The organism is Candidatus Clostridium radicumherbarum (assembly GCF_045310525.1).
Taxonomy (GTDB): Bacteria; Bacillota; Clostridia; order Clostridiales; family Clostridiaceae; genus Clostridium_AT; species Clostridium_AT radicumherbarum.
Map to the genome: position 1 here is coordinate 87,720 of NZ_JBJHZY010000003.1, position 20,236 is coordinate 107,955.

General features: G+C 30.9%; 21 protein-coding genes. 15 read left to right on the top strand and 6 right to left on the bottom strand.

The annotated features are described in order from the left end of the window. Window positions 1-149: 149 nt before the first annotated feature. Together ACJDUH_RS14215 and ACJDUH_RS14220 are read right to left on the bottom strand one after the other, a co-directional pair. The gene (locus tag ACJDUH_RS14215) at window positions 150-1,388 is read right to left on the bottom strand and encodes a tyrosine-type recombinase/integrase (protein WP_406765870.1); all 1,239 of its coding nucleotides are present in this window, start codon (window positions 1,386-1,388) and stop codon (window positions 150-152) included. A 91-nt stretch (window positions 1,389-1,479) separates the two neighbouring features. Next, on the bottom strand, window positions 1,480-2,139 hold the full coding sequence (locus ACJDUH_RS14220; protein ID WP_406765871.1) for a helix-turn-helix domain-containing protein: 660 nt from the start codon (window positions 2,137-2,139) through the stop codon (window positions 1,480-1,482). A gap of 142 nt (window positions 2,140-2,281) precedes the next feature. Between ACJDUH_RS14220 and ACJDUH_RS14225 the strand changes: the two genes are divergently transcribed. The 10 genes from ACJDUH_RS14225 (at window position 2,282) to ACJDUH_RS14270 (ending at window position 9,790) form a co-directional block, all read left to right on the top strand. Then, window positions 2,282-2,482, top strand: coding sequence for a helix-turn-helix domain-containing protein (locus ACJDUH_RS14225; RefSeq protein WP_406765872.1), 201 nt, complete (start codon window positions 2,282-2,284; stop codon window positions 2,480-2,482). A 12-nt stretch (window positions 2,483-2,494) separates the two neighbouring features. Next, the gene (locus ACJDUH_RS14230; RefSeq protein ID WP_406765873.1) at window positions 2,495-2,695 is read left to right on the top strand and encodes a helix-turn-helix domain-containing protein; all 201 of its coding nucleotides are present in this window, start codon (window positions 2,495-2,497) and stop codon (window positions 2,693-2,695) included. Between the two features lie 15 nt (window positions 2,696-2,710). Further along, complete coding sequence (locus ACJDUH_RS14235; RefSeq protein WP_406765874.1) at window positions 2,711-3,538, top strand: DnaD domain protein; 828 nt, start codon at window positions 2,711-2,713, stop codon at window positions 3,536-3,538. Window positions 3,539-3,596: 58 nt separating this feature from the next. Further along, on the top strand, window positions 3,597-3,851 hold the full coding sequence (locus ACJDUH_RS14240) for a hypothetical protein (protein WP_406765875.1): 255 nt from the start codon (window positions 3,597-3,599) through the stop codon (window positions 3,849-3,851). A gap of 292 nt (window positions 3,852-4,143) precedes the next feature. Further along, window positions 4,144-4,464 (top strand): MobC family plasmid mobilization relaxosome protein, encoded by a 321-nt coding sequence (locus ACJDUH_RS14245; RefSeq protein ID WP_406765876.1) that lies wholly within the window; start codon window positions 4,144-4,146, stop codon window positions 4,462-4,464. Beyond that, the gene (locus ACJDUH_RS14250) at window positions 4,425-5,711 is read left to right on the top strand and encodes a relaxase/mobilization nuclease domain-containing protein (protein WP_406765877.1); all 1,287 of its coding nucleotides are present in this window, start codon (window positions 4,425-4,427) and stop codon (window positions 5,709-5,711) included. The genes ACJDUH_RS14245 and ACJDUH_RS14250 overlap by 40 nt, the downstream gene beginning before the upstream one ends. A gap of 165 nt (window positions 5,712-5,876) precedes the next feature. Further along, window positions 5,877-7,016, top strand: coding sequence for a hypothetical protein (locus ACJDUH_RS14255; protein WP_406765878.1), 1,140 nt, complete (start codon window positions 5,877-5,879; stop codon window positions 7,014-7,016). 7 nt (window positions 7,017-7,023) lie between these two features. After that, window positions 7,024-8,679: a type IV secretory system conjugative DNA transfer family protein gene (locus ACJDUH_RS14260; protein WP_406765879.1), complete on the top strand. Its 1,656-nt coding sequence runs from the start codon at window positions 7,024-7,026 to the stop codon at window positions 8,677-8,679. An 84-nt stretch (window positions 8,680-8,763) separates the two neighbouring features. Next, window positions 8,764-9,345, top strand: coding sequence for a hypothetical protein (locus ACJDUH_RS14265; protein WP_406765880.1), 582 nt, complete (start codon window positions 8,764-8,766; stop codon window positions 9,343-9,345). Between the two features lie 61 nt (window positions 9,346-9,406). Next, window positions 9,407-9,790, top strand: coding sequence for a hypothetical protein (locus tag ACJDUH_RS14270; protein WP_406765881.1), 384 nt, complete (start codon window positions 9,407-9,409; stop codon window positions 9,788-9,790). A 274-nt stretch (window positions 9,791-10,064) separates the two neighbouring features. Here the strand turns inward: ACJDUH_RS14270 and ACJDUH_RS14275 are convergent, their stop codons facing one another. Further along, window positions 10,065-11,327 (bottom strand): hypothetical protein, encoded by a 1,263-nt coding sequence (locus ACJDUH_RS14275; RefSeq protein ID WP_406765882.1) that lies wholly within the window; start codon window positions 11,325-11,327, stop codon window positions 10,065-10,067. 558 nt (window positions 11,328-11,885) lie between these two features. Between ACJDUH_RS14275 and ACJDUH_RS14280 the strand changes: the two genes are divergently transcribed. From ACJDUH_RS14280 to ACJDUH_RS14300, 5 genes are all read left to right on the top strand, one after another. Beyond that, window positions 11,886-12,524, top strand: coding sequence for a hypothetical protein (locus ACJDUH_RS14280; protein WP_406765883.1), 639 nt, complete (start codon window positions 11,886-11,888; stop codon window positions 12,522-12,524). 80 nt (window positions 12,525-12,604) lie between these two features. After that, window positions 12,605-12,757: a hypothetical protein gene (locus tag ACJDUH_RS14285; protein WP_406765884.1), complete on the top strand. Its 153-nt coding sequence runs from the start codon at window positions 12,605-12,607 to the stop codon at window positions 12,755-12,757. Window positions 12,758-13,171: 414 nt separating this feature from the next. Next, on the top strand, window positions 13,172-16,111 hold the full coding sequence (locus ACJDUH_RS14290) for an HsdM family class I SAM-dependent methyltransferase (protein ID WP_406765885.1): 2,940 nt from the start codon (window positions 13,172-13,174) through the stop codon (window positions 16,109-16,111). Between the two features lie 161 nt (window positions 16,112-16,272). Next, entirely contained in the window at window positions 16,273-16,764 is a 492-nt protein-coding gene (locus ACJDUH_RS14295) for a hypothetical protein (protein ID WP_406765886.1), read from the top strand. Window positions 16,765-16,879: 115 nt separating this feature from the next. After that, on the top strand, window positions 16,880-17,038 hold the full coding sequence (locus tag ACJDUH_RS14300) for a hypothetical protein (protein ID WP_406765887.1): 159 nt from the start codon (window positions 16,880-16,882) through the stop codon (window positions 17,036-17,038). A gap of 322 nt (window positions 17,039-17,360) precedes the next feature. Here ACJDUH_RS14300 and ACJDUH_RS14305 read toward each other — a convergent pair whose 3' ends face one another. The 3 genes from ACJDUH_RS14305 to ACJDUH_RS14315 all read right to left on the bottom strand — a co-directional run bounded on the left by ACJDUH_RS14305 (window position 17,361) and on the right by ACJDUH_RS14315 (window position 20,172). Further along, the gene (locus ACJDUH_RS14305) at window positions 17,361-17,618 is read right to left on the bottom strand and encodes a helix-turn-helix domain-containing protein (RefSeq protein ID WP_406765888.1); all 258 of its coding nucleotides are present in this window, start codon (window positions 17,616-17,618) and stop codon (window positions 17,361-17,363) included. Window positions 17,619-17,633: 15 nt separating this feature from the next. Further along, the gene (locus ACJDUH_RS14310) at window positions 17,634-18,629 is read right to left on the bottom strand and encodes a hypothetical protein (protein WP_406765889.1); all 996 of its coding nucleotides are present in this window, start codon (window positions 18,627-18,629) and stop codon (window positions 17,634-17,636) included. Between the two features lie 946 nt (window positions 18,630-19,575). Further along, window positions 19,576-20,172 carry a DUF4878 domain-containing protein gene (locus ACJDUH_RS14315; protein WP_406765890.1) on the bottom strand — a complete coding sequence of 199 codons (597 nt, stop codon included), beginning with the start codon at window positions 20,170-20,172 and terminating at the stop codon, window positions 19,576-19,578. Window positions 20,173-20,236: the final 64 nt, after the last annotated feature.

A 20,236-nucleotide genomic window follows, 5' to 3' on the forward strand; every position in this document is an offset into this window, starting at 1 on the left:
GAAATGCTATTTAAATATCAAATGAATGTAAGGTTTTAGTTAAAATCTTACATTCATAAAATTATATAGAATGTTGATATATGAGGGGTTGCAGCATTTATCGAGCCCCAAAAATAAATAAATATCTTCTTTACATAGGAAAAAGCTCCTTATTCAACAGGAGCTTTCTCATTATTTCGTTTATTCTTAATCATATTGTTCAATGCGTCTACTGCTTGCTGCTGCATATCAGGAAGTATATGAGAATATGTACTCATTATTAACCTAGTATCACTATGTCCTAGTCTATCTGCTGCTATTTTTGGGTGTATATTTGCTTTTAGCATCAATGTTGCGTGGGTATGCCTCAAGTCGTGAAATCTTATTAATGGAATATCTAAAATCTCATATAGGCTTAATTGCTTAATTTCTTCACCAATAGTAACCGTATGTTTATATTCTTTTAATACTCTTCTGTAGTTCCTACTTATATATGTCGGCTTATATGGATCACCATTATTCTGACATACTACATAATCCATTTTATTATAATTATCTCTAAAGTAATTCTTATTCTCTTTCTGATTTTCTTCTAAGGATTTTAGTGCATCTAAAGTATCTTCTAATAAAATAATTTTTCTTTTACTGCTAGCAGTTTTTAGTGGAACAAGTTCTAATTTATTATACTCTTCCTGGAGTTGCTCTTTTAATTGAATAAAGCCATTCTCTAGGTCAACATTTGACCACCTAAGACCACATATCTCTCCTAGCCTCATACCGGTAGTAGCTGCCAGTATAACGGGTATGTATATAGTCATATCTTTAATAGCATCTAATAGCTTATCTAATTGGTCTTGACCATATACTTGTAACTTACTTTTCGAGCTTTTAGGCTTTTTCATTTTATCACAAGGATTCTTTATAACATAGCCTCTGTCTACAGCCCAATTATACGCAATTTTAAGCACTGTATAATAATGACCAGCAGTTGTAGAGCTTAGCCCATTCTCTAGATGCCTATTTATTGCTAATTCAATATTTTCGGTTTTTAAAGCTCGAGCTTTTATTTTACCTATATCGGTTATTATCATTTCACAACAAAATTCATAGAATTTATAGGTTTTATATGATACATTAGCCTTCTTTGTCGTAAGCCATAAATCTAGTAATTCTTTAACAGTGATTTTATTCTTATCTTTATTGACGATATCCGATAGGTCATATCCTTGTTGTGATTTTTTCTTGATTTCAAGTTCTCTTCTTTGGCCTTCTTCACGGGCTTCGGTTTTTGTTAGAAATCCCCTCTTTGCTTCTCTAACCCTCTCATGTTGAGTTATAACCTCGACTTCATAACCGAAAGTCTTCTTTTTAAGTCTCTTGGAATAATAATCTCTAATTGTTACGGACATATATACACCTACTTGCAATAGTAAAGTTTTTATATTTTATATTTCATTTTCATACATAATTAATTCAAGAATAATGTTAAAGTTAGTAATTTTAATTATTTTTCTTATCAAAATAACCTTTTTCAATATCATCTTTTAGTGACTCTTCAAAATTTTTCTGTTCTTCTAAACTGGTAAATGGCTCATAAATGGTATTTAATTTTACATCATTTTTTAGTGAAAAAATTTGATCATTTAAGTTTATATTAACTTTTTTTAATTCAGTATTTTCTTGATGAAGCTTTGATGTTTCTCTTAATAAACCTGAATTTATATTTTTAAATATTGTTATTGTAGAAATTATATTACTTACAATAGCTTCAGATAATAAATCTAAATCCTCATCTAATATATCAATGGGCATTAATGATTTGATAGAGCTAAAATTTGTTAACATTGAGGAGATTGCTAATTTTTTATCTGTAGTGCTTAGCATTGTCTGGATTTCCAAATCAGTATCAGTTTTTTCGGAGATATTATATCGCTCTTCAAATTCTGCTTCAATCTGAGCTTCTAATTCGAGAAATTCAATTATCGAAACATTAAGAGCATTTGCTATTTTTTCCAATGTGGAATATTTTGGTGTAATTATATTTCTCTCATATTTTTTTATCGATATTTCAGAAATTCCCGCAATTTCTGCTAATTGCTTTTGAGTTAACTTTTTGCTTTTTCTCAATATTTTTATTTTATTACCTATTGTATTATCCATAAATTCATCTCCTTAAATATTATAATATCATAAAAAGTATAAAAAGATATACAAAAAGGAAAATAATAGTTGACAAGTATATCTAATTATACTATTATAATGGGAAGGTATACTAAAATATACCTTTAAGGAGGTGAAAATTTTGTTAAAGGCTAATGCTGATAAAATAAACTGGTTAAGAATAGAACAAGGGCTATCTATTTCTGATTTATCTAAAAAGGCCAATGTAGGAAAGATAACACTTATAAAGCTATTTAGAACTCAATGTAATACAAGGGAATACACAATTGGTAAAATAGCTAAAGCCCTTAATGTTTCAGTAAAAGAATTGTTTTTAGATTAGGAGGGTGATGATATGGCGATAGCCGTTATTTACAATATTGAAGAGCTAGCAAAAATATTAGAGCCTAAGGGGATAACTAGGACAAGTCTGTATAGAGCTATAGCACTAGGTAAACTAAAAGCTGTGAAAGTAGGAAAAAGGTATATAATCAGCGAAACTGCAGTCAATAGCTATTTAGAAGGATATTCATATATGAGAGTAAATGTTGAGTAAGAAGGGAGAAAGCTTATGGCGCAGCGTAGAATGTTTAGTTTAAGAATAGTAGATACTGATTTATTTCTTGATATGCCAATTAGCACCCAACTTCTATATTTTCACTTGGCAATGAGGGCTGATGATGATGGCTTTGTTTCAAATCCGAAAAAAATTATGAGACTAATTAATTGTAGTGATGATGATATGAAAATTCTAATATTAAAAAAATTTATAATTCCATTTGAAAGTGGGGTATGTGTAATTAAAGATTGGAAAGTACATAACAATATTCAAAAGGATCGTTATCGGAAAACCCAATATCATAATGAAATGAGTACTCTCAAACTGGATGAAAATGGCTCATATCAAATTTGTATACAAGATGAGTACAACTTGGATACACAGGTTAGGTTAGGTAAGGATAGGTTAGATTTTAATGAAGAAGAAACCACCCTAATGGTTGAAGTTGATGATGATACTATTATGAACTATAGAGATTGCATTTCCAAGAAAGTAAGTGATAAGGAGTTAGAAATTCTTGCAAACATTCAAAAGTCAGTAGGTAAAGATATACTAAATAAAGCTATTATTATTGCAGCTATGAAAAATGCTAAGAATTTAGATTATATAGTAACGATAGTCAACGATTGGAGTGAAAAAGGTCTTAAAACTATAGAACAAGTTAATCTTTATCTGTCCAAATGGGTAACCATAAATAGAAAGGCAAAAGAGAGTAGAATAAAACAGATTAAAGAGAGGTCTGAATATAAGAGTTATGGTAATAAAGGTACATTTAACAACTTTGAACAACGTACCTATGATTTTGATAAGTTAGAGAAACAGCTTCTTGGATGGGAATGAAAAATAAGAACCAAGGTAAAGAATTAATTATATCACATAAAAAAAGAGGTAGTTTTATATGACAACTTTTATTAAAAAAATCATAGTAATAGGAATCATTATAACTGGATGGATAATCTTAATGTTCATGATGGTGGAACAAGAATTAGGACAATTTTTATTTAGATTTGATAACACTAGAATATCTTTATTTCTTCAACATCCCGTAGAACAAATTAAAACAAGTAATAATTTGCAAATTATTATTTTTGTATTAGCAATAATCTTGATAGAAGAAATTATTTTAAAAATATCTTCATTAAGAAAGTTTTAAAATTAAAAATTGATTTGTCATTTAAGTCGTCTCACATCCATCTTCCTACAAGAACGGATTTTGAGTTATCAAAATCTTAGTATCCCTACTTCAATTTTATTAAAAAACATTCGTTTCTTAATGAAAAAATGTGAGTAGGAAGATAGATGGCAAGCTTCGTGTTTGAGTACTCAAACACTGCTTGCCAGGGGGTATTCCCCTGGACTCCTTTAGGGCTAAATTGAAATAATTCAATTTAGTTTACAGAAGCTAACGCTTCCGTTTTTGTGAAAATAGAGAAGGGAGGTTAGTTATGTCACGTTCTAAAAATCATCAGATTAAATTCTATGTGTCAGATGAAGAGCTGCACAAATTAAAAGAAAATGTAGGAAAGTCTAAATTAAAACAGAGCGAGTTTTTGAGAACTATGGTAATTGATAATGAGGTTATTGTCATTGAGGGATTGGATGAATTGGTTACACAGATTAAAAAGATAGGTGCTAATCTTAATCAAATTGCTAAGGTCTTAAATAGTGGAAATATCTTTGATTGTAATAAAGATTTACAGCTTACTCAAAAGGAGCTTAATAAAATATGGCAAGTATTAAATCTCTTAGCTCAAAAAGTCCAGTAAGTAAAATAGTTAAATATGTTACTAATCCCAAAAAAACAAATGAAGAATTAATTTCTGGTGTTAATTGCAGTCCTGAGAATGTAAAGGATGAAATGAATTACACTAAAACTCATTATCATAAAAAGAATGGCGTTCAATATTTTCATGTAATACAGAGCTTTAAACCTGGTGAGGTCGACCCAAAGAAAGCTCATGCAATAGGAACGGAGCTAGCTAGTAAAATAGCTCCATATCATGAATGTTTAGTAGTAACACATACGGACAAAAACCATATACACAATCATATTGTAATAAATTCAGTTAGTTATAAGAATGGCAAAAAGTATCAAGTTGAAAACGGAGCTTATAAAATCAAAAAAGAAAGTGATAAGATTTGCGAGCGAGAGAACTTAAGTGTTATTGAAAATAAAAAGAAAGCTGAAAAAGATAAAGGTACAGCAAAAGTAAAAGGAATGTCTAATAATGAGTATAGAGCTGCTATCAACAAAGATACTCCCTGGTGGAAAGGTCAGATCATAATTGATATAAAGCAATCTCAATTAAAATGTAAAACCAAAGAGGATTTTATAAAGGATATGGAAAGCAAAGGTTACAAAGTTAATTGGAGTGATACCAGGAAGTATATAACTTATACAACTCCTGACGGTAAAAAGATTAGAGATAATAAGCTACATGATGGAACTTTATTGAAGGAGGTCATGGAAAGTGGATTTAAACGAGTTACTAAAGAACAATATGACAGAGGAGCAGAAAGAAACATTTCAGGAATTACAAGAGCAGCAGAACCAGGAATTATTGCAAGTGCCACCAATAGAGCTATTGAAGGAAGTAAGCAGAAATCTAGTGGAGCAGAGAGCAGTATTTCAAAGCCTACTGGAGCAGATCTATATACAGAACTCTCAAAACAAGGAGCAATCAAAGGAGCTAATAACATCAATAGGGAAAGTGGTGGATCTTCAAGAACAGATATTAAAGGGTCAGGAAGAGCTGGCGAGCAATTACAAAAACATAGTATCAGAGCAAACGCAGCAGATGGACAAGTTTACGAAGTATCTAGCCAGGGAGGTACAACAAGAGGTTTACAAGAATCTTCCGAAGCAAGAGAAACTAAAACTAACACTAATGGACAAAGTAACAATAACAATGATAGGAGCATTTCCAACAGCAATAATATGTCTGCTAACGATATTAGCAATAATCTTTCTAAAGAAGTAGAGAATAAAAAGAACTTAGGACTTGAAAGATAATTTTCAAAATTATTAAAGTAATACTACTATAATACCTGGTATTACGTAGGTATTATCTTTATATAAAATATGTTTGAAAGGAGCTGATACCAACATTTAAAAAAAGTCCACTGTGGGCATTCAATATAAAAAGTGTTCCTAGTGGATACAAATTAGGGGGTATATATGGAGAATCGTATAAATTTCGAAATGGACGACTATTTCAAAAATCTCAAAGAAGCTGATAAATACAAGGGAAAAAAGAAAACAGATGAAAATAGATTTCCTGATCCTATCACAAATGAACTTGACCAATATATGAAGAGGTTATCTGAAGAGCAAAGGCTTAAAGCTAAAAAAGCAAAAATTAACAAAAAAGAACCGAGTGGAATAATATATGATTTTATGAAGATAACAAATCACACAATTGAGGATATTACTACAAGCCTTCACAAGTCAGCCAACAAGTTAGTTGAGGATATGACATACAGCCTTCATAAATCAGGTAATAAGTTAGTTGAAGATGCTGCCTATTCTCTTCATTCATTTAAAAAGCCTACTGAAAATAAGATTGATGTTAATAAGAGCTTGGATTTTGTAAAAGAAAAAGAGCCTATCAAACAGGAAGTTAAAACGATTGATATGAAAAAAGAGCTTGATAATGCTAAGAAGATAGATAAGGAACTTTACAAAAACCTAGAATCTATAGACAGAATAACCGGTAGGGAAATGCAGCACCTAAATAATACTTATCAGCAATATAATGATTTACTAAACATGGCTAATGAATGTAATTTGCATCTAGGCTATGACCAAAGAATATCAGGTATAAAGGTTTATGAAGAGAGTAAGAGAAGCATAGAAACTCACCAGGCAGAGCTAGTAAGTGTAATTAAAGGAGAAAACAAGGAACAACAGGTTTTAAAGAGTTCTGAAAAGGCTATGAATTATATAAATAATGCTGAAAAGAAAATTGAGGACTTAAAGAGCCAAAACAAGCTCCTGGACATAAGGGGCAATATTGAAAGAAACCAGGTTATAAAAGATATTAAGAAGGAAATTGAGACTCAAAAACAAGTATTAAAAGACAATGGAATTAATACCAAGGAAGATTTTTATAAGCTTAAGGATGAAGTTTCAAAAAGAGAAAGCTCTGTTAAAAGACTTATAGATTCTGAAAATGCTAGATATAAAGAGGAGTTGAAGGAAAAGAAAAAGGAAGAAAAGTTATCAAAACAGTTGGAACAAAAGCCTGAAAAGCAATTAGAGACAAGTGTTAAAGAACAACAGAACACAAGGACTAAGGAAGTACAATTAGAAAGGTAGTGACAGTATGAAAAGGAAAACTCCAAAGAAGCCATCAGGATTAATAAGTACAATGATTAAGGGGTTTGCAGTATTCTTTATAGCATTGCTTATTATTAGCTCAGTAACAAAGAATAGAACTGTACAAGATGGTTTGTTTTACCTAGTGATGGATATATTCATTCTAGGGGCTTATAAGAAGTTTTTAGCTGTTAAATTAGAAGATAACACGCTAATTAATAAAATAATTAAAAGCGTAGGTATTTTCTTCTTAGGTTTGATGCTTATGGGTGGTATCACGAATCTAGTAACAAATAAAGTATTATCAAGTTTATTAGGATGGATATGGCTCATTGGTACTGTTTATTTGATATACGTAGTGTTTAAGGGGGTTATTCTAGGTGGTGATGCCAAAGGTATTAAGCCGAGTAGTAATGATGGAGAAGGAATTATATTCGGAAAGAAAGGCTCGACAGTATATTCTATGCCTGAAACAGAAGATGGTCATGTAATTGTAATAGGTGGACAAGGTACTGCAAAAACACAATCCATATCACTTCCAACACTATTCACATGGAATGGTGCAGCTATAGTGGTTGATATAAAGGGAGAGCTTCATGGATTTACAGGAGCATATAGAGAAAAAGTTATGGGCAGTAAAGTTTATGTATTCGACCCTGATAGTGCTGATTGTGATTGCTATGATCCATTAGAGCAGATTAAAGGAATAGATGGAGCTACAGAATTAGCTAGAAACATAATACCAACACCACTTACTGGAGATAAATTCTGGAGTGAATGTGCTCAAGGGGTATTTGCTTCCGCAATATTGGATGGAATTAATAAAAATCAAGCGTTTGGTGACATTTGCGAAAGGGTACTAATTACAGAACCTAATCAGCTAATACAAGAGCTGTTTAACAGTGAGGATAATCGGGTTAAGTTATTGTGTAGTGCTGCTAATGGAATAGCTGAAAATACTTTAACTGGCGTGTTTTCAACTCTCAGGACATATATATTAACTTTTGCAAGTGATGAAAAAATAAGAAATGCTACAAGGAAAACAAGTTGGACACCTGCTGTTTTGGAAGAGGGGGCTACAATTTACTTAAGAATACACGAAAGTATGTTAGGTCAATACAAAGGATTGATAGCGAGTATTATTTCACAGACATTTAGATATTTAACAAAGAGGAAAGACAAACAACAACCAGCAATATTAATGTTACTTGATGAGTTGCCACGTTTAGGAAAAGTTGAAGGATTAGTCGAAGGTATGGGTACTTTAAGAAGTAGAAATGTCCATATAGTGCCTATTGTTCAATCATTATCAGATTTAGATAGACATTATGGCAAAGAAATAAGGAAAATTATTATTGATAATACTTCCTATAAGGTAATTTTAGGCGTTGGGGAATTGGAAACTCAGAAATACTTTAGTGAATTAGCAGGTACTGAGAAGGTATGGCAGAAGAGCTATAACACTAATGGATTACTAGGAATGAAAAAAGGGCATACAGATAGCTTAGTAGAGGAGAAAATAATTAAGCATAAACGTTTTGGACAACTAGGGTTAGATAAAAAATCTATTATATTTGGCTTTAAAGAACCTATAGAAGTGGACAAGTTACTTGCTTATAAAACATCAAAATATAAAAAGCTTATGGATACTTATGGAGTATAAAAAAGGGCTTCATGAGTAGCCCCCAGTATCACACCTGTATTTTAATAGGAAAAATGAATTGGAACAATTTTAGGAGGAGTTATTATGAAAATATCATTTAAAAGTATTATGATTGGTATAGGCATATCTATAATAATATCTGGAGTGTATTTGTATTCTAATTTTAATAATAAAGTTAATAATAAAAATGTTAATAAGCTTACAACTAATAAATTTGAAGATAAATCTCTTAAGTTACAAATTTTGGATAAAGATACTAAAATCAATCTATCAGCTAATGGGGTAACTTATACATGTGATTATGAAAATTTACCTTCAGGGAGTGACTACACCACAGATGCACCACACGAAGGGTTTATTTACCTTAGAGATTTAGAAATATTCTTGTCTAGATTAGAAGAAGGCACAAATCAAAGTATTCGTGAAGGAATTAATTCAGGCAAATCTATTTCTTATTCATGGACAGATTCTCTCTCATGGACAGCTACGCCGAATAATGAAGTAGATAACTGGCAGTTGAATTTAGATTTATTCTTAAACAAAGTTCCTCAAGGCAAAGGAATTCACATTAAAAGAGATGCTGTATCTTGGAAGGAAGATGAAGGAATATATATTCCAATAAAATATCTTTCTGACCTTGGATTACCTATAGAAAAAATTGAATAGTTTCGTTAAATAACATTGAAACCCAATTAACTAAATTAACAATTTAAAAAAGGAGAAAATAATGATAAACAACAAATATCCAACACATAAACAAAAAGATTTAATAGCAATATTAGGAGAACAAGTTTTAGAGCAAATAAAAAATATATCGGAAAGTTTAACAGATGAGTATTACGAAAAAGTTTATGGAACATCTAAATTTATGGACATCAAAGAAAATAAAGAGGTATCCAGTATTATAGGTTCATTAAATAGACTAGTAATGGAATTAAGCTTTATTGTTAATTTGATAAATAAAGTTGATAAAAGAATTATAATAAGTAAAGAACAATATAAGCAAAGTGAAGAGCAGCTAAAAAAAGATTATAGTTTTGTCGAACAGTATTTAATATTACCAGATATAGAACTTGTTATTAAGGAGATGAGAAAAGAATTACATTATTAAAATATAAGAGGTATACATAATTACAGTTAGATATTTAGTGATATATGGTATAATATTATTAGTGCAGAGCATTAGAGCTTTGGAGTTTAATGTGGAATGTAGACGTACTCCATACACCACAAACTAGACTATCCCTCTGGTGCCACGAAGGGACATAAAAAAATATCGTGGGTATTTATGGAGACAAAAAAGGCTGAGCTATTATTTATAGCTCAGTCTTTTGTTCATGTGATAATAACAAGAGGTATTTACATAATTATTTATTTTGAAAATTTTATTTTTCAACTAATGAAAAAGGTTGATTCGATAAATTTATTTTACTAATTTTCCATGAATCATTTTCTTTTTTTAAGAAAAAGGTTGAATAAGACCGGTCATTTACCCAATATTCAATTACATTTATTTGATAAGAGTCATTAAATTTAACAGGAATAGAAGATTCATAATTAATATATTCACTAATATCTCTATCTGAATATTTCGAATTTTTTTCTAAGCTTTTAATTAAAGTATCGATTGAAAGATGATATTTTTCTTGTAAATATGATTTTGATAATAAGCTAGCAAATTTTTTATAATCTTTATTTATAAATCTAGATTCATAATACTCCTTTACTGTTGTTTCTAACTCTTCATTAATATCATCCTTGCTTTCTTGCTTAGTGAAGCTGTATTTTTCATAGGTTTGTTCCTTATTTAGTTGAAAAATATCTAATTTACTTATTTGAGATTTTGGAATAACAACTAATGAATATGGGGTTGCAGTAAATCCAATAAAACTATCTGAGGTAGTGTCTAAATAATAATAAGTTTTGGACAAATTGTTTATTGTAGTTACTTTTGCAAATGTAAAAGACCGGGCTCCAGATTCGTAAAGGCTTAACTTTTTATCCAATGTTTGTACTCCCCAAATATATGTTGAGATAATTATAGTAAAGAAAATAAGTATGAAAATATAAAACTTGTGTAAAAGTAAGTTGTATTTGTCGCTCCGAGCTTTAACAAGCTGGTCATTCGTCTTGGTTTTTTCTAATAACTCTAATCTTAGATTTATTACTTTATATATAATTATTTGAGAAAAGATAAGCATGGCATTATAAAGAATCTCATGATAGAAAGTGAACCATTTATATTGCATAAATGCTACTAAAGAACAACAGATTATGATTGGTATTAATTCACCTATGATTAGAAAAGTATCACTAGTAATTACTCTTTTGACAAAAGGAAATTTATCTTCAATATAAAAATTATACAAAGAGTAATATAAAATCATTGAAATGAATGTACAAAGTATAAGAGTTATTGAATAAATAATTCCATTAGAAATATATAAATATTTTGAGAAAGGTAAAAATCCACAGTAGGCGGTAGTTAATGTCTCAAATGGCGAACTATTTGGGACAAATGCACCCAAAAACCCAGTAGTGAATATAAATCCTATAAAATAGATAACTATAGGAAAGATTATAGAATATTTTAATACGGTATTAAATAGTTTATTAAGTGAGTTAGTATTTAATGATTCTTCATCCACATTATCAACTCCAGTTTATTATATACTATTAATAATAGTTCTCCAAATATTAGGAAAAACCTTTGGAATAATAAGGTATATAAATAGTATTATAAATATGAAAATTTATAATAATTTAAATAAGTTCAAAGTATAGGGAATAAGTTATTATAGAGCATTTATAATTGAGAGTAACTCTATAAATTTATTAGGATTAAGGATACCTATATTATTTTTAATTTCAATTTTAAATAATAAACTACAGGATTGACTTAACACAGACTCGATAAGGTCTGTGTTTTTATTTAGAAAAATGTAAATAGATTTATATGTTTTAATTAATTCTGAAATAATATTCGTAATAGTAAACTTTTACAAATTAACAAAAAAACATGTGAAATAGAACCCAAGAATGTTATAATTTTATTTGCGAATATATTCGTAAATTGTAAAACTAATGCGAAAATAATATAAATAATATTTGAATTGATCTTAATTTATTTAATGGTATGGTAATTGAATAAATTACGGGGGGGATTTTAAACGAAAAGCTTATTTAAAAAATGCAATAAAGAAATTTTGAAACATATTTTATTAAAAGACGAAAAAATTTCTGTTAAATTGTATATAATTTTCATTTATATACTGATACTAGCATCCTCAATATTAATATCGATAAAATCAAAATTTCTGGCAATAAGCTTTGTTTTAATCAGCGTAGCTTTTTTGTATATCATATTTTTTATAGTAAACTTTATTTTTGAAGGGCCTGTAAGATTTTTATTTAAAAATGAAATAGATATATGTATAAGAGTTGAAGAAATATTCAATTATGCAGAGTTAAAAAAATATAATACATATTTAACTGACAATAAATTTCCGAATATAAATAAATTGATATATAAAGATAAACTACCTAAAAAAGAAATATTATCATTTTGGAAGTATAAACTTTCATCAAAGAAAGAAACGTCTCAAGTTACGCTTCCATTTATTGTACTTTTGATTCTTGCATTATTAAATGCTCCTATAAAAGAATATATTTTAAATTATATTTTTAGTGCACCTTTAAAAGAATATGATATTGAATATTTAAAATGGATAATTCAAGTTTTATCTTTACCATATGCTTTTGTTGTATATCATTCAAATATAGAGAGATTTAACAGTTGTATAATTAAAATAGAATTTTTGAAAGATATAATTAAACATGAATAATAATCTAATGTAAATTTGGGTGTTATTTAGAAAAGAATATTAAGATTGAGTATTACCTTATATTAAAAGGGGGAGCTATAATGAAACAAGCTTTCTTTGAATATAATATGAAAAGTGGAAATATTATTGATAATATTAAAAAGGATGGAATAATTGTTTTAGATGCTAATGTACTATTAAATATATATAGGTTTAATAAAGATAATAGGGAAAAATACTTTAACATGGGGTGATTTAGCTAATCTTAAAATAAATCCAGATACATTGGCAAGTGCGAATAATATAAAGATAAATCCGGATATGGTGCTAGTATAATATAGAACTAGTTTGTAAATGTCCCTGGCTGTTAGTGATATGACTATTAAAGCTTTGATTTGTGAAGAACTCGGACTAGGCATGTTTTACGAGCAAATGGTAAAGCAGAATATCTTGCAGGTTTCGGCCGTAAGAAACGATCGAAGAGAGTTATGAATGCTTTTAAGATGGATTTACAATCTCTTTAATTAGGCTTAAAAGTTACTGTATAATTGATATTAAGCTTGTTGTCTGTTATAATAATTAAAATAGATTTGGTGTGTCCGTATTGCATTTTTCTTCAAGGTAATACTTGATAAAAGAACACGCACAAATTAGATAGGGGTGAGTTTTTGGCACACATTGATGAAATCATCAAACAAATGGGATATGCTGAGTCATCATGCTTAAAATATAAGCACGATAACTTTAGTGATGCATTACTTTCTGCCCACACAGCAAAGGTGCTGGATGAACTTTCTCCGTATGCCATTTACCTGATCGATGATAACCCTTTTGTTCTGTTTTTTGAAGAGCACCCAAATCAAGACGAAAGCAAACAATTAAACAGAAAAATTTGGAACGCTCAAATTCCAATTGTAATAGTTTGTGGAACCAGTGATGTAAAAATATATAATGGATGTTTTATTGACAGAGAAGAGTGCATTTTAGAACAAGTGGGGAGCATTGCAGCAGACACAATTGACGAAAACTCTCCCTTTTCCTATTGGGATATCACTAATCAGAACTTTTGGGGAAAATATGATAGACAGTTCAGCGGCGAAAAGCTTAACGATTGCTTGTTGAGCAATTTAGCTGATATCACTGAGAAGCTAAGAAATTTGTACCATGTTTCTTTCGCGACCAAACTGATGTTACGACTTATTTTTATTCGATACCTTATTGATCGTGGTGTCGATTTGGACTACATTGGTTTTTCGTCTGATGTTCAAGTTTCGAGAAATTCATTTTTGGAATTATTAGACCATAAGGAAAATTTATATGCGTTATTTTCACATTTAAAAGAAAAATTTAATGGAAACTTATTTGAACTTAATAATGAGATTTATGATTCTAGCCTAACGGTTGATGTTCTACAGGTATTGCGCGATTTCCTATCGGCCAATATTGACACCAAGACAGGTCAACTTTCCTTTTTTGACCTATACGATTTTAACATTATTCCCGTGGAACTGATTAGTAATATCTATGAAATATTGTTAGGACAAGAAAAAAGAGATAAAGATAATGCCTTTTATACACCACAATACTTGGTCGATTATATTTTAGATCATTCCATCTCGCAATTTGTCAGAGATAATGGAAAATGTAAAGTCTTAGACCCATCCTGTGGTTCCGGAATATTTTTAGTTGAAAGCTATCGCCGCATGGTTGAAAAAGAACTTAACGGGGCGCAATTTACTGATGACAATGAAGTTCTACAGCGTATATTGACCGAAAATATTTATGGCGTTGACCTTAACCCAGATGCTATAGATGTTGCTATTTTTTCACTATACCTTGCTGTTTTAGATTATAAAAACCCAAAGACACTTAACAAGTTTGTATTGCCTAACCTTAAGGGGAAAAACCTTTTTGCCAAGGATTTTTTTGATGAGGATGCATTATCATCACTTCAGACAGTCGCATTTGATTTTATTGTTGGTAATCCTCCGTGGGGAAAAGGTAATCAATTGCAAACGGACTATTGCACAAAACGAAACTATAAAAAATATATGCAGAATAGCGATACGTGCAGAGGATTTATTCTTCGCTCGAAAGATTTTAGCAGTGCAAACACGCAATGCTGTTTTGTGTTGCACTCAAAGCTACTGTATATGCAAAAACAGCCTTCAAAAAGTTTCAGAGGCTACCTACTCAATAACACTGAAATCATGAGAATTGTTGAATTGTCTTCCGTTCGCAAGCTTGTGTTTAAAAACGCTGATGCTCCTGCGGTGGTCTTGTCATATCGTTTCTCAGATAAGAATGTGCTCGAGAATCGCTTTGAATACATTTCTATGAAACCGAATATTTTCTTTCGTTTGTTTAACATTATTGTTGTTGAAAAGAACGATGTTAAGCAAATTAAGCAGCGATTACTCGCTGAGAATGATTGGGTATGGAAAACACTTGTTTATGGATTAACAGGAGATATTGATAACATTCTGAGAATAAAAAATGAATATAAGACCCTTGGAGATGCAATTAGTGAGCAATCTCCGAAATTGATAGTCGGAACAGGCATGAAATATAGTGCGAAAGATAGTAATGGTAAAGTTAATAAAAAAGATGCCTCACATTTAATAGGCAGATCGTTTTTGGAATCTACAGCGATTGATCATTTTCAAATTGATTTAAGCCGCTTAACTTCTTTTAATCAAAGAAAAGTAGAGAGTATTCGCAATGAAAAGTTATACGAGGCCCCCTACTGCTTGGTCAGACGCGGTCTTGATATGAGTGATTATACTATGCGAGCTGTTTATTCCGAGACAAGTTTTATTTTTAGAGAAGCTTTTTATGCAATTAAGGGCTCTGTTGAACAAAAAACACAATTACTTAATATTGTTGGATTATTAAATTCAAATGCTTATGCCTATTTTAATTTAATGCTTAATTCGTCTTTAGGCGTTGAACGGGAACAAAGACAGATGGATGAAATCCTTTTGTTTCCGTATATATATGCAGATGATATTGCTCAACTTGTGGAGAAAATCCAAAATGCAAATAATACAAATAATGAACTTTCTATCTCGAAAGATACATCTTGCGATATGGAAGAACTAAAATATCTCATCCTTAAAGCATTTCATCTTTTAGACAATGAATTTGTTGATTACGCACTTAGTATACAAATTCCACAATTAACCCAAAGTAATGACCATAATATATATCGTGACGCTGAAATCAAGGATTTTGAATTGTATGCTAAACCATTTTACGATTATTTAGCTGCAGTATTTGCAACATCAAAAAAGCATATACTAATTAATGTTTATCAAAAAATTGCCAAACATTACAGTGCAGTTGAAGTAGTTTTGCAAGATGAAAAACCACAAAAATGGTTTCAAGTTATAAATGATCGTGATTCTTCCAAGGAAGCTTCAACCAAATTTTCAGCGTATAAAATAAACGATTTGTTCTTTGAATTAAAAGATGTTATTAACTTCGAAGAAAATTCTTTCTATATAGTTAAGCCAAACCACTATAAAAATTGGCATCCTGCAATAGCACAACTTGATTTGATGGAAGCTGTTAATCAAATTCTCTCAAGAAATGGAGGGGATATTTGATGGGCGGCTTTAAGAATGAGTCTAATAATATAGCGTTTGAGAAAGGGCTTTTTAGTTTAATAATCGTGCACCTATATCAATGTAGCCGAGATATGATCCAAGCATGCAAAAACACTGGAAGGCACCTACACAATCATGAAGACAGGATCACGGATCGGCTTGTGGCTCAGCACCTTAATTTCAACAATTGGGGCTTAAGGTTCATTCCGCAATCTCCGGAAACGTTTATTCCTGACGAAGACCAGTATAGAGGGAGATGTGACATAAAGGTTGTATCCAATAATTGGTTCGCCGACCTAAATGATTACTACCTCATTGAATGTAAGCGTATTGATGGAGAAAATCACTTGAATCGCCAGTATATTTTAGAGGGTGTCTCTCGATTTGTTGTTAATTCACCTAAGTATCCTTCTTATCATAAGCGTAACATAATGTTTGGATATGTTGTAAAAACTATTGATGTTCCAAAGAACACTGCCATAATTGAACAGTTGCAAAGGGACTTGCTTTTAGGAGTGCTGGTGGATGATTTTGTGCTTCTTAATAATGAAAACGTAGAATTTTACCATTATAGTTGCCTATATCAATCTGATGCTATTGGAAGCATTGAGTTAGACCACTTGTTCTATGATTTTTCTGAGGTCATTCAATGAAATACTTAAGTTGCTCACTTAGCTCGCGTATGCATCCCTGAGTAGCAAATATCTTCAGTACGAGGTATCAAATGGAACAGTTCTTGAATATAATAATGAAATAGAAACTGTATCTGTGAAAGATGCCTTTAAATTAAAATCATTATTTGATGGAATACCGCTTTATAGGAAATGGAGACAGTATGCCGAAATAAATGATATTACTTATCCACTTGAAAAAGAACATATAAAGAGACTTGTTGATAAAGATGAGAGAGTAAAGAGTAAAAAATAGGGTTTATAAAAATGACGGGAAATATGACGGGAAAACACAAAAACATACTTGACGATGAATAAGAATGAATGAGAAAGATATTGTTTTAAATGCTGATGAATAAAGGATTATAGAGATTTATTTAAGTTTAAAAATACTCATTAAAAAAGAAGGTATATGATTCGTAATCAGTAGGTCGTGGGTTCGATTCCCTTCAGGAGCTCCATATGAAATCAATAGCTCTAGGAAATCCTAGAGCTTAAATTTTATTTAATACACCTTAATATACACCTACTGATAAATTTTAAGGTCAAAATTAGGTCATCCCGATTGCAATTGTCATCTATCGTAACAAAATATCTTTTATTTCCGGAATACTAAGCCCTCTTTTTTTTAGTTCCTGTATTTCTTTAATTTTCTCTACCGCTTTAGCTCTCGGAAATCGCCTTGTCAGGTTTTCCTCTTCCTGCTCAAAGGGAAGCATTCCTTCTTCAGTATAGAATTTTAGTGTGCTGTAACGGCATCCTGTTAGGCGTACTAGTTCACCGATGGACACATATTCTGATGCTAGTATTTTTTCAATGGTACGCTGACGGGACATACAAATCCCTCCCAATCATAAATATATTGGATATTTTCTTAAACGGACACCGTGAATTGGCATTTTACCACCATTAAATGCATATGGTACGGCTTCATAGATGAGATTATCTATTTTTATAAGCGGCACAGCCCCTTCACGTAAAACAGTATAGTTATGACCCTTTTCCCTAAGCCGTGTCAGTACATCACGCAATCGTTCTTCTTTACCTTCGAAATAAGCTTCAGTTTCGATAAAAACAGATTGAGAACGCTCAAAAACAGGGAAAGCAAAAGTGATACCTGTACCTGTAGGAGTACTCATAGCAGCTCTTTTTAGCCTAAGAAATTTCTTTATTGCTATTTCTAGTGAACTATGAATATCAACAGGTAAAACTTTTCTTGCCAGATTGCTGTTTTCGTACAATTCACTCATGCGTACTCTTACCCATTTCAACTCCTCATCGGAAAAGATATCATTAAAGCAGCCGCTTTCCCGCATCAGCCAGAGCATGAAGATAGACTCATCGGTCATTAGCCCCTCTTCCAGAGTTTCAGCACGAAGGTTTTCAATCACTTTTGTAAATAATTCTTCATTACTGCGATATTCCTTCATTGATACACCAGCAGTGTCAAACAGTAAATCACATCCGAGCAAATTCGGAATTTCTTCTAAGGCATGATCCCCAATAAGAGAATCTGCATAGGCCCTCTCAATTTTTAATAAATATTTCTTTGATAATTTACTGACAACGGTGAGTAAATGCGGAAGAGTATCACTTAAGCTTTCTTTTCTGCCTAAAACAGCTTTTAAAACTGTTTCTTGATACAGAGTGATTTCAGGTCTCTCCAGATCCTTCCTATTGAAAGTAACCATACCCTTATCTATAGTAAATCCTTGCTCCAGATACAATTCTAAAATGGCAGCGGCAGCCATGCAGCGCAGAGCCACTTTCTTTGCATTGGTTAGATGAAGACTATCTTGTGCATTTAGTGCTACCAGTGAGAAGTTCTGAGAAAAACGAAGTTCCATAATATTAATTCCTCCTAATTAACAAATTTTTAAAAGTATTTTTTTGCCAATTACTTACTACTTATCACTTACTACTTACTACTTACGATTTAAGTGTAGCATCTTTACATTATTCTGTCAATATTACATTTTTATATATTTAATCATAATCATAGTATTATTTGAATATCCTGTAACTAAGCAGACGCTGCATGAATAAGACAGTTAACGACATATGTCGCGTACCCATGGGGGTAAAACTCCGCTGGGGTGACAGCCTGAAGTCAACAACTCCCCCAGGCTGTCATATAATAATCAGACTCTTGTTTTAATTACCCTTGATATGAATGTGGCAAAACATGCAGATAGGATAATTAAAATTGAGGATGGGGTTGTAAGTGAGGATTAAAAGTTATTGTATGCCTGTAAGTAGCGTAAAGGATTTTACGTAGCCGATAAGTGGTATAGAGGCTTTTTTTCACTAAGTATATACATATTAGTAAATAGGATTTCGCGGCATATATTCACACCGTTATTGTTAATAATGTTGATATATAAATAAAATAAGGGGATGTAAAATGTTTTTAATTACTTATATGAATAAAGTAGTATTTTCTATTATATTGAAATACACCTATTCATACACCTAATACGATGTACTTTAGCATAATATCTTAACATAAGATAAACATCATTATCTGAGATTATTGATTTAACATAACAAGATATAACAATATATAATTATCTAGAATCAGCTTTCTCGGATTCATAATCAGTAGGTCGTGGGTTCGATTTTCTTTAGGAGCTCCAGTTTATGAATGGTTTGAAAATTTATAAACTATTACACCTAACGGAATATAGACAGAGTCTATTCATGAAGAACCTATAGATAATACAATTAATGATAATGTTACACTACATAGTCCACAAAAACAAAAACCCGAGAGAAACCTCGGGTTTTTGTTTTTTATTTATTCGAATTAAGAGAAGCAAACGCCTTTTGCAGATTTCCCGTCATAGCATTTAATAGATCATCATTAGGTACAATAATCCAACTCTTTTTATCATCACTTTTAACTAAATTTATTGTTACTTCAGTAGCAGTCATTTCTGCCTTAGGATCATTAATACTATTTGAAAAATATTGGTCTACGAGCTTTTGAGATTCTTCATCACTTGTCTGATTTCCACTAAAAGCTTGTGCCATAAAAGTTGGTAATAAATCAGAAATCATTTTTCCAGTAATTTTTACTAAATCAACTGAGGTTATCTTAGCCTTAACTGTTGCGTTATCACCCTTTACTTCAGATGATTCAATCTGATAATCAAGCTTTGAAAATACTTCCTTAACCACCTTTTCTTGTTCAGTATTATCATAATTTAATCCGCTTTTGGTGTCAGATTTAATAAATTTAGCAGCAGTGACTACATCTTGTTTTTTTAATGCATCAAAGAAACCTGAAACAGATTCATCGGGCTTCGGCATTTTAGAACACCCTAGCAAAGAGAATATTAGTGTTGTTAATAATAAAACACTAAGCACCTTTTTAAAAGATATTTTCATAGTTAAATCCCCCAATAAATATAATTTGCATTTAAATTATATACTCTGATTTTGGAAAAGTAAA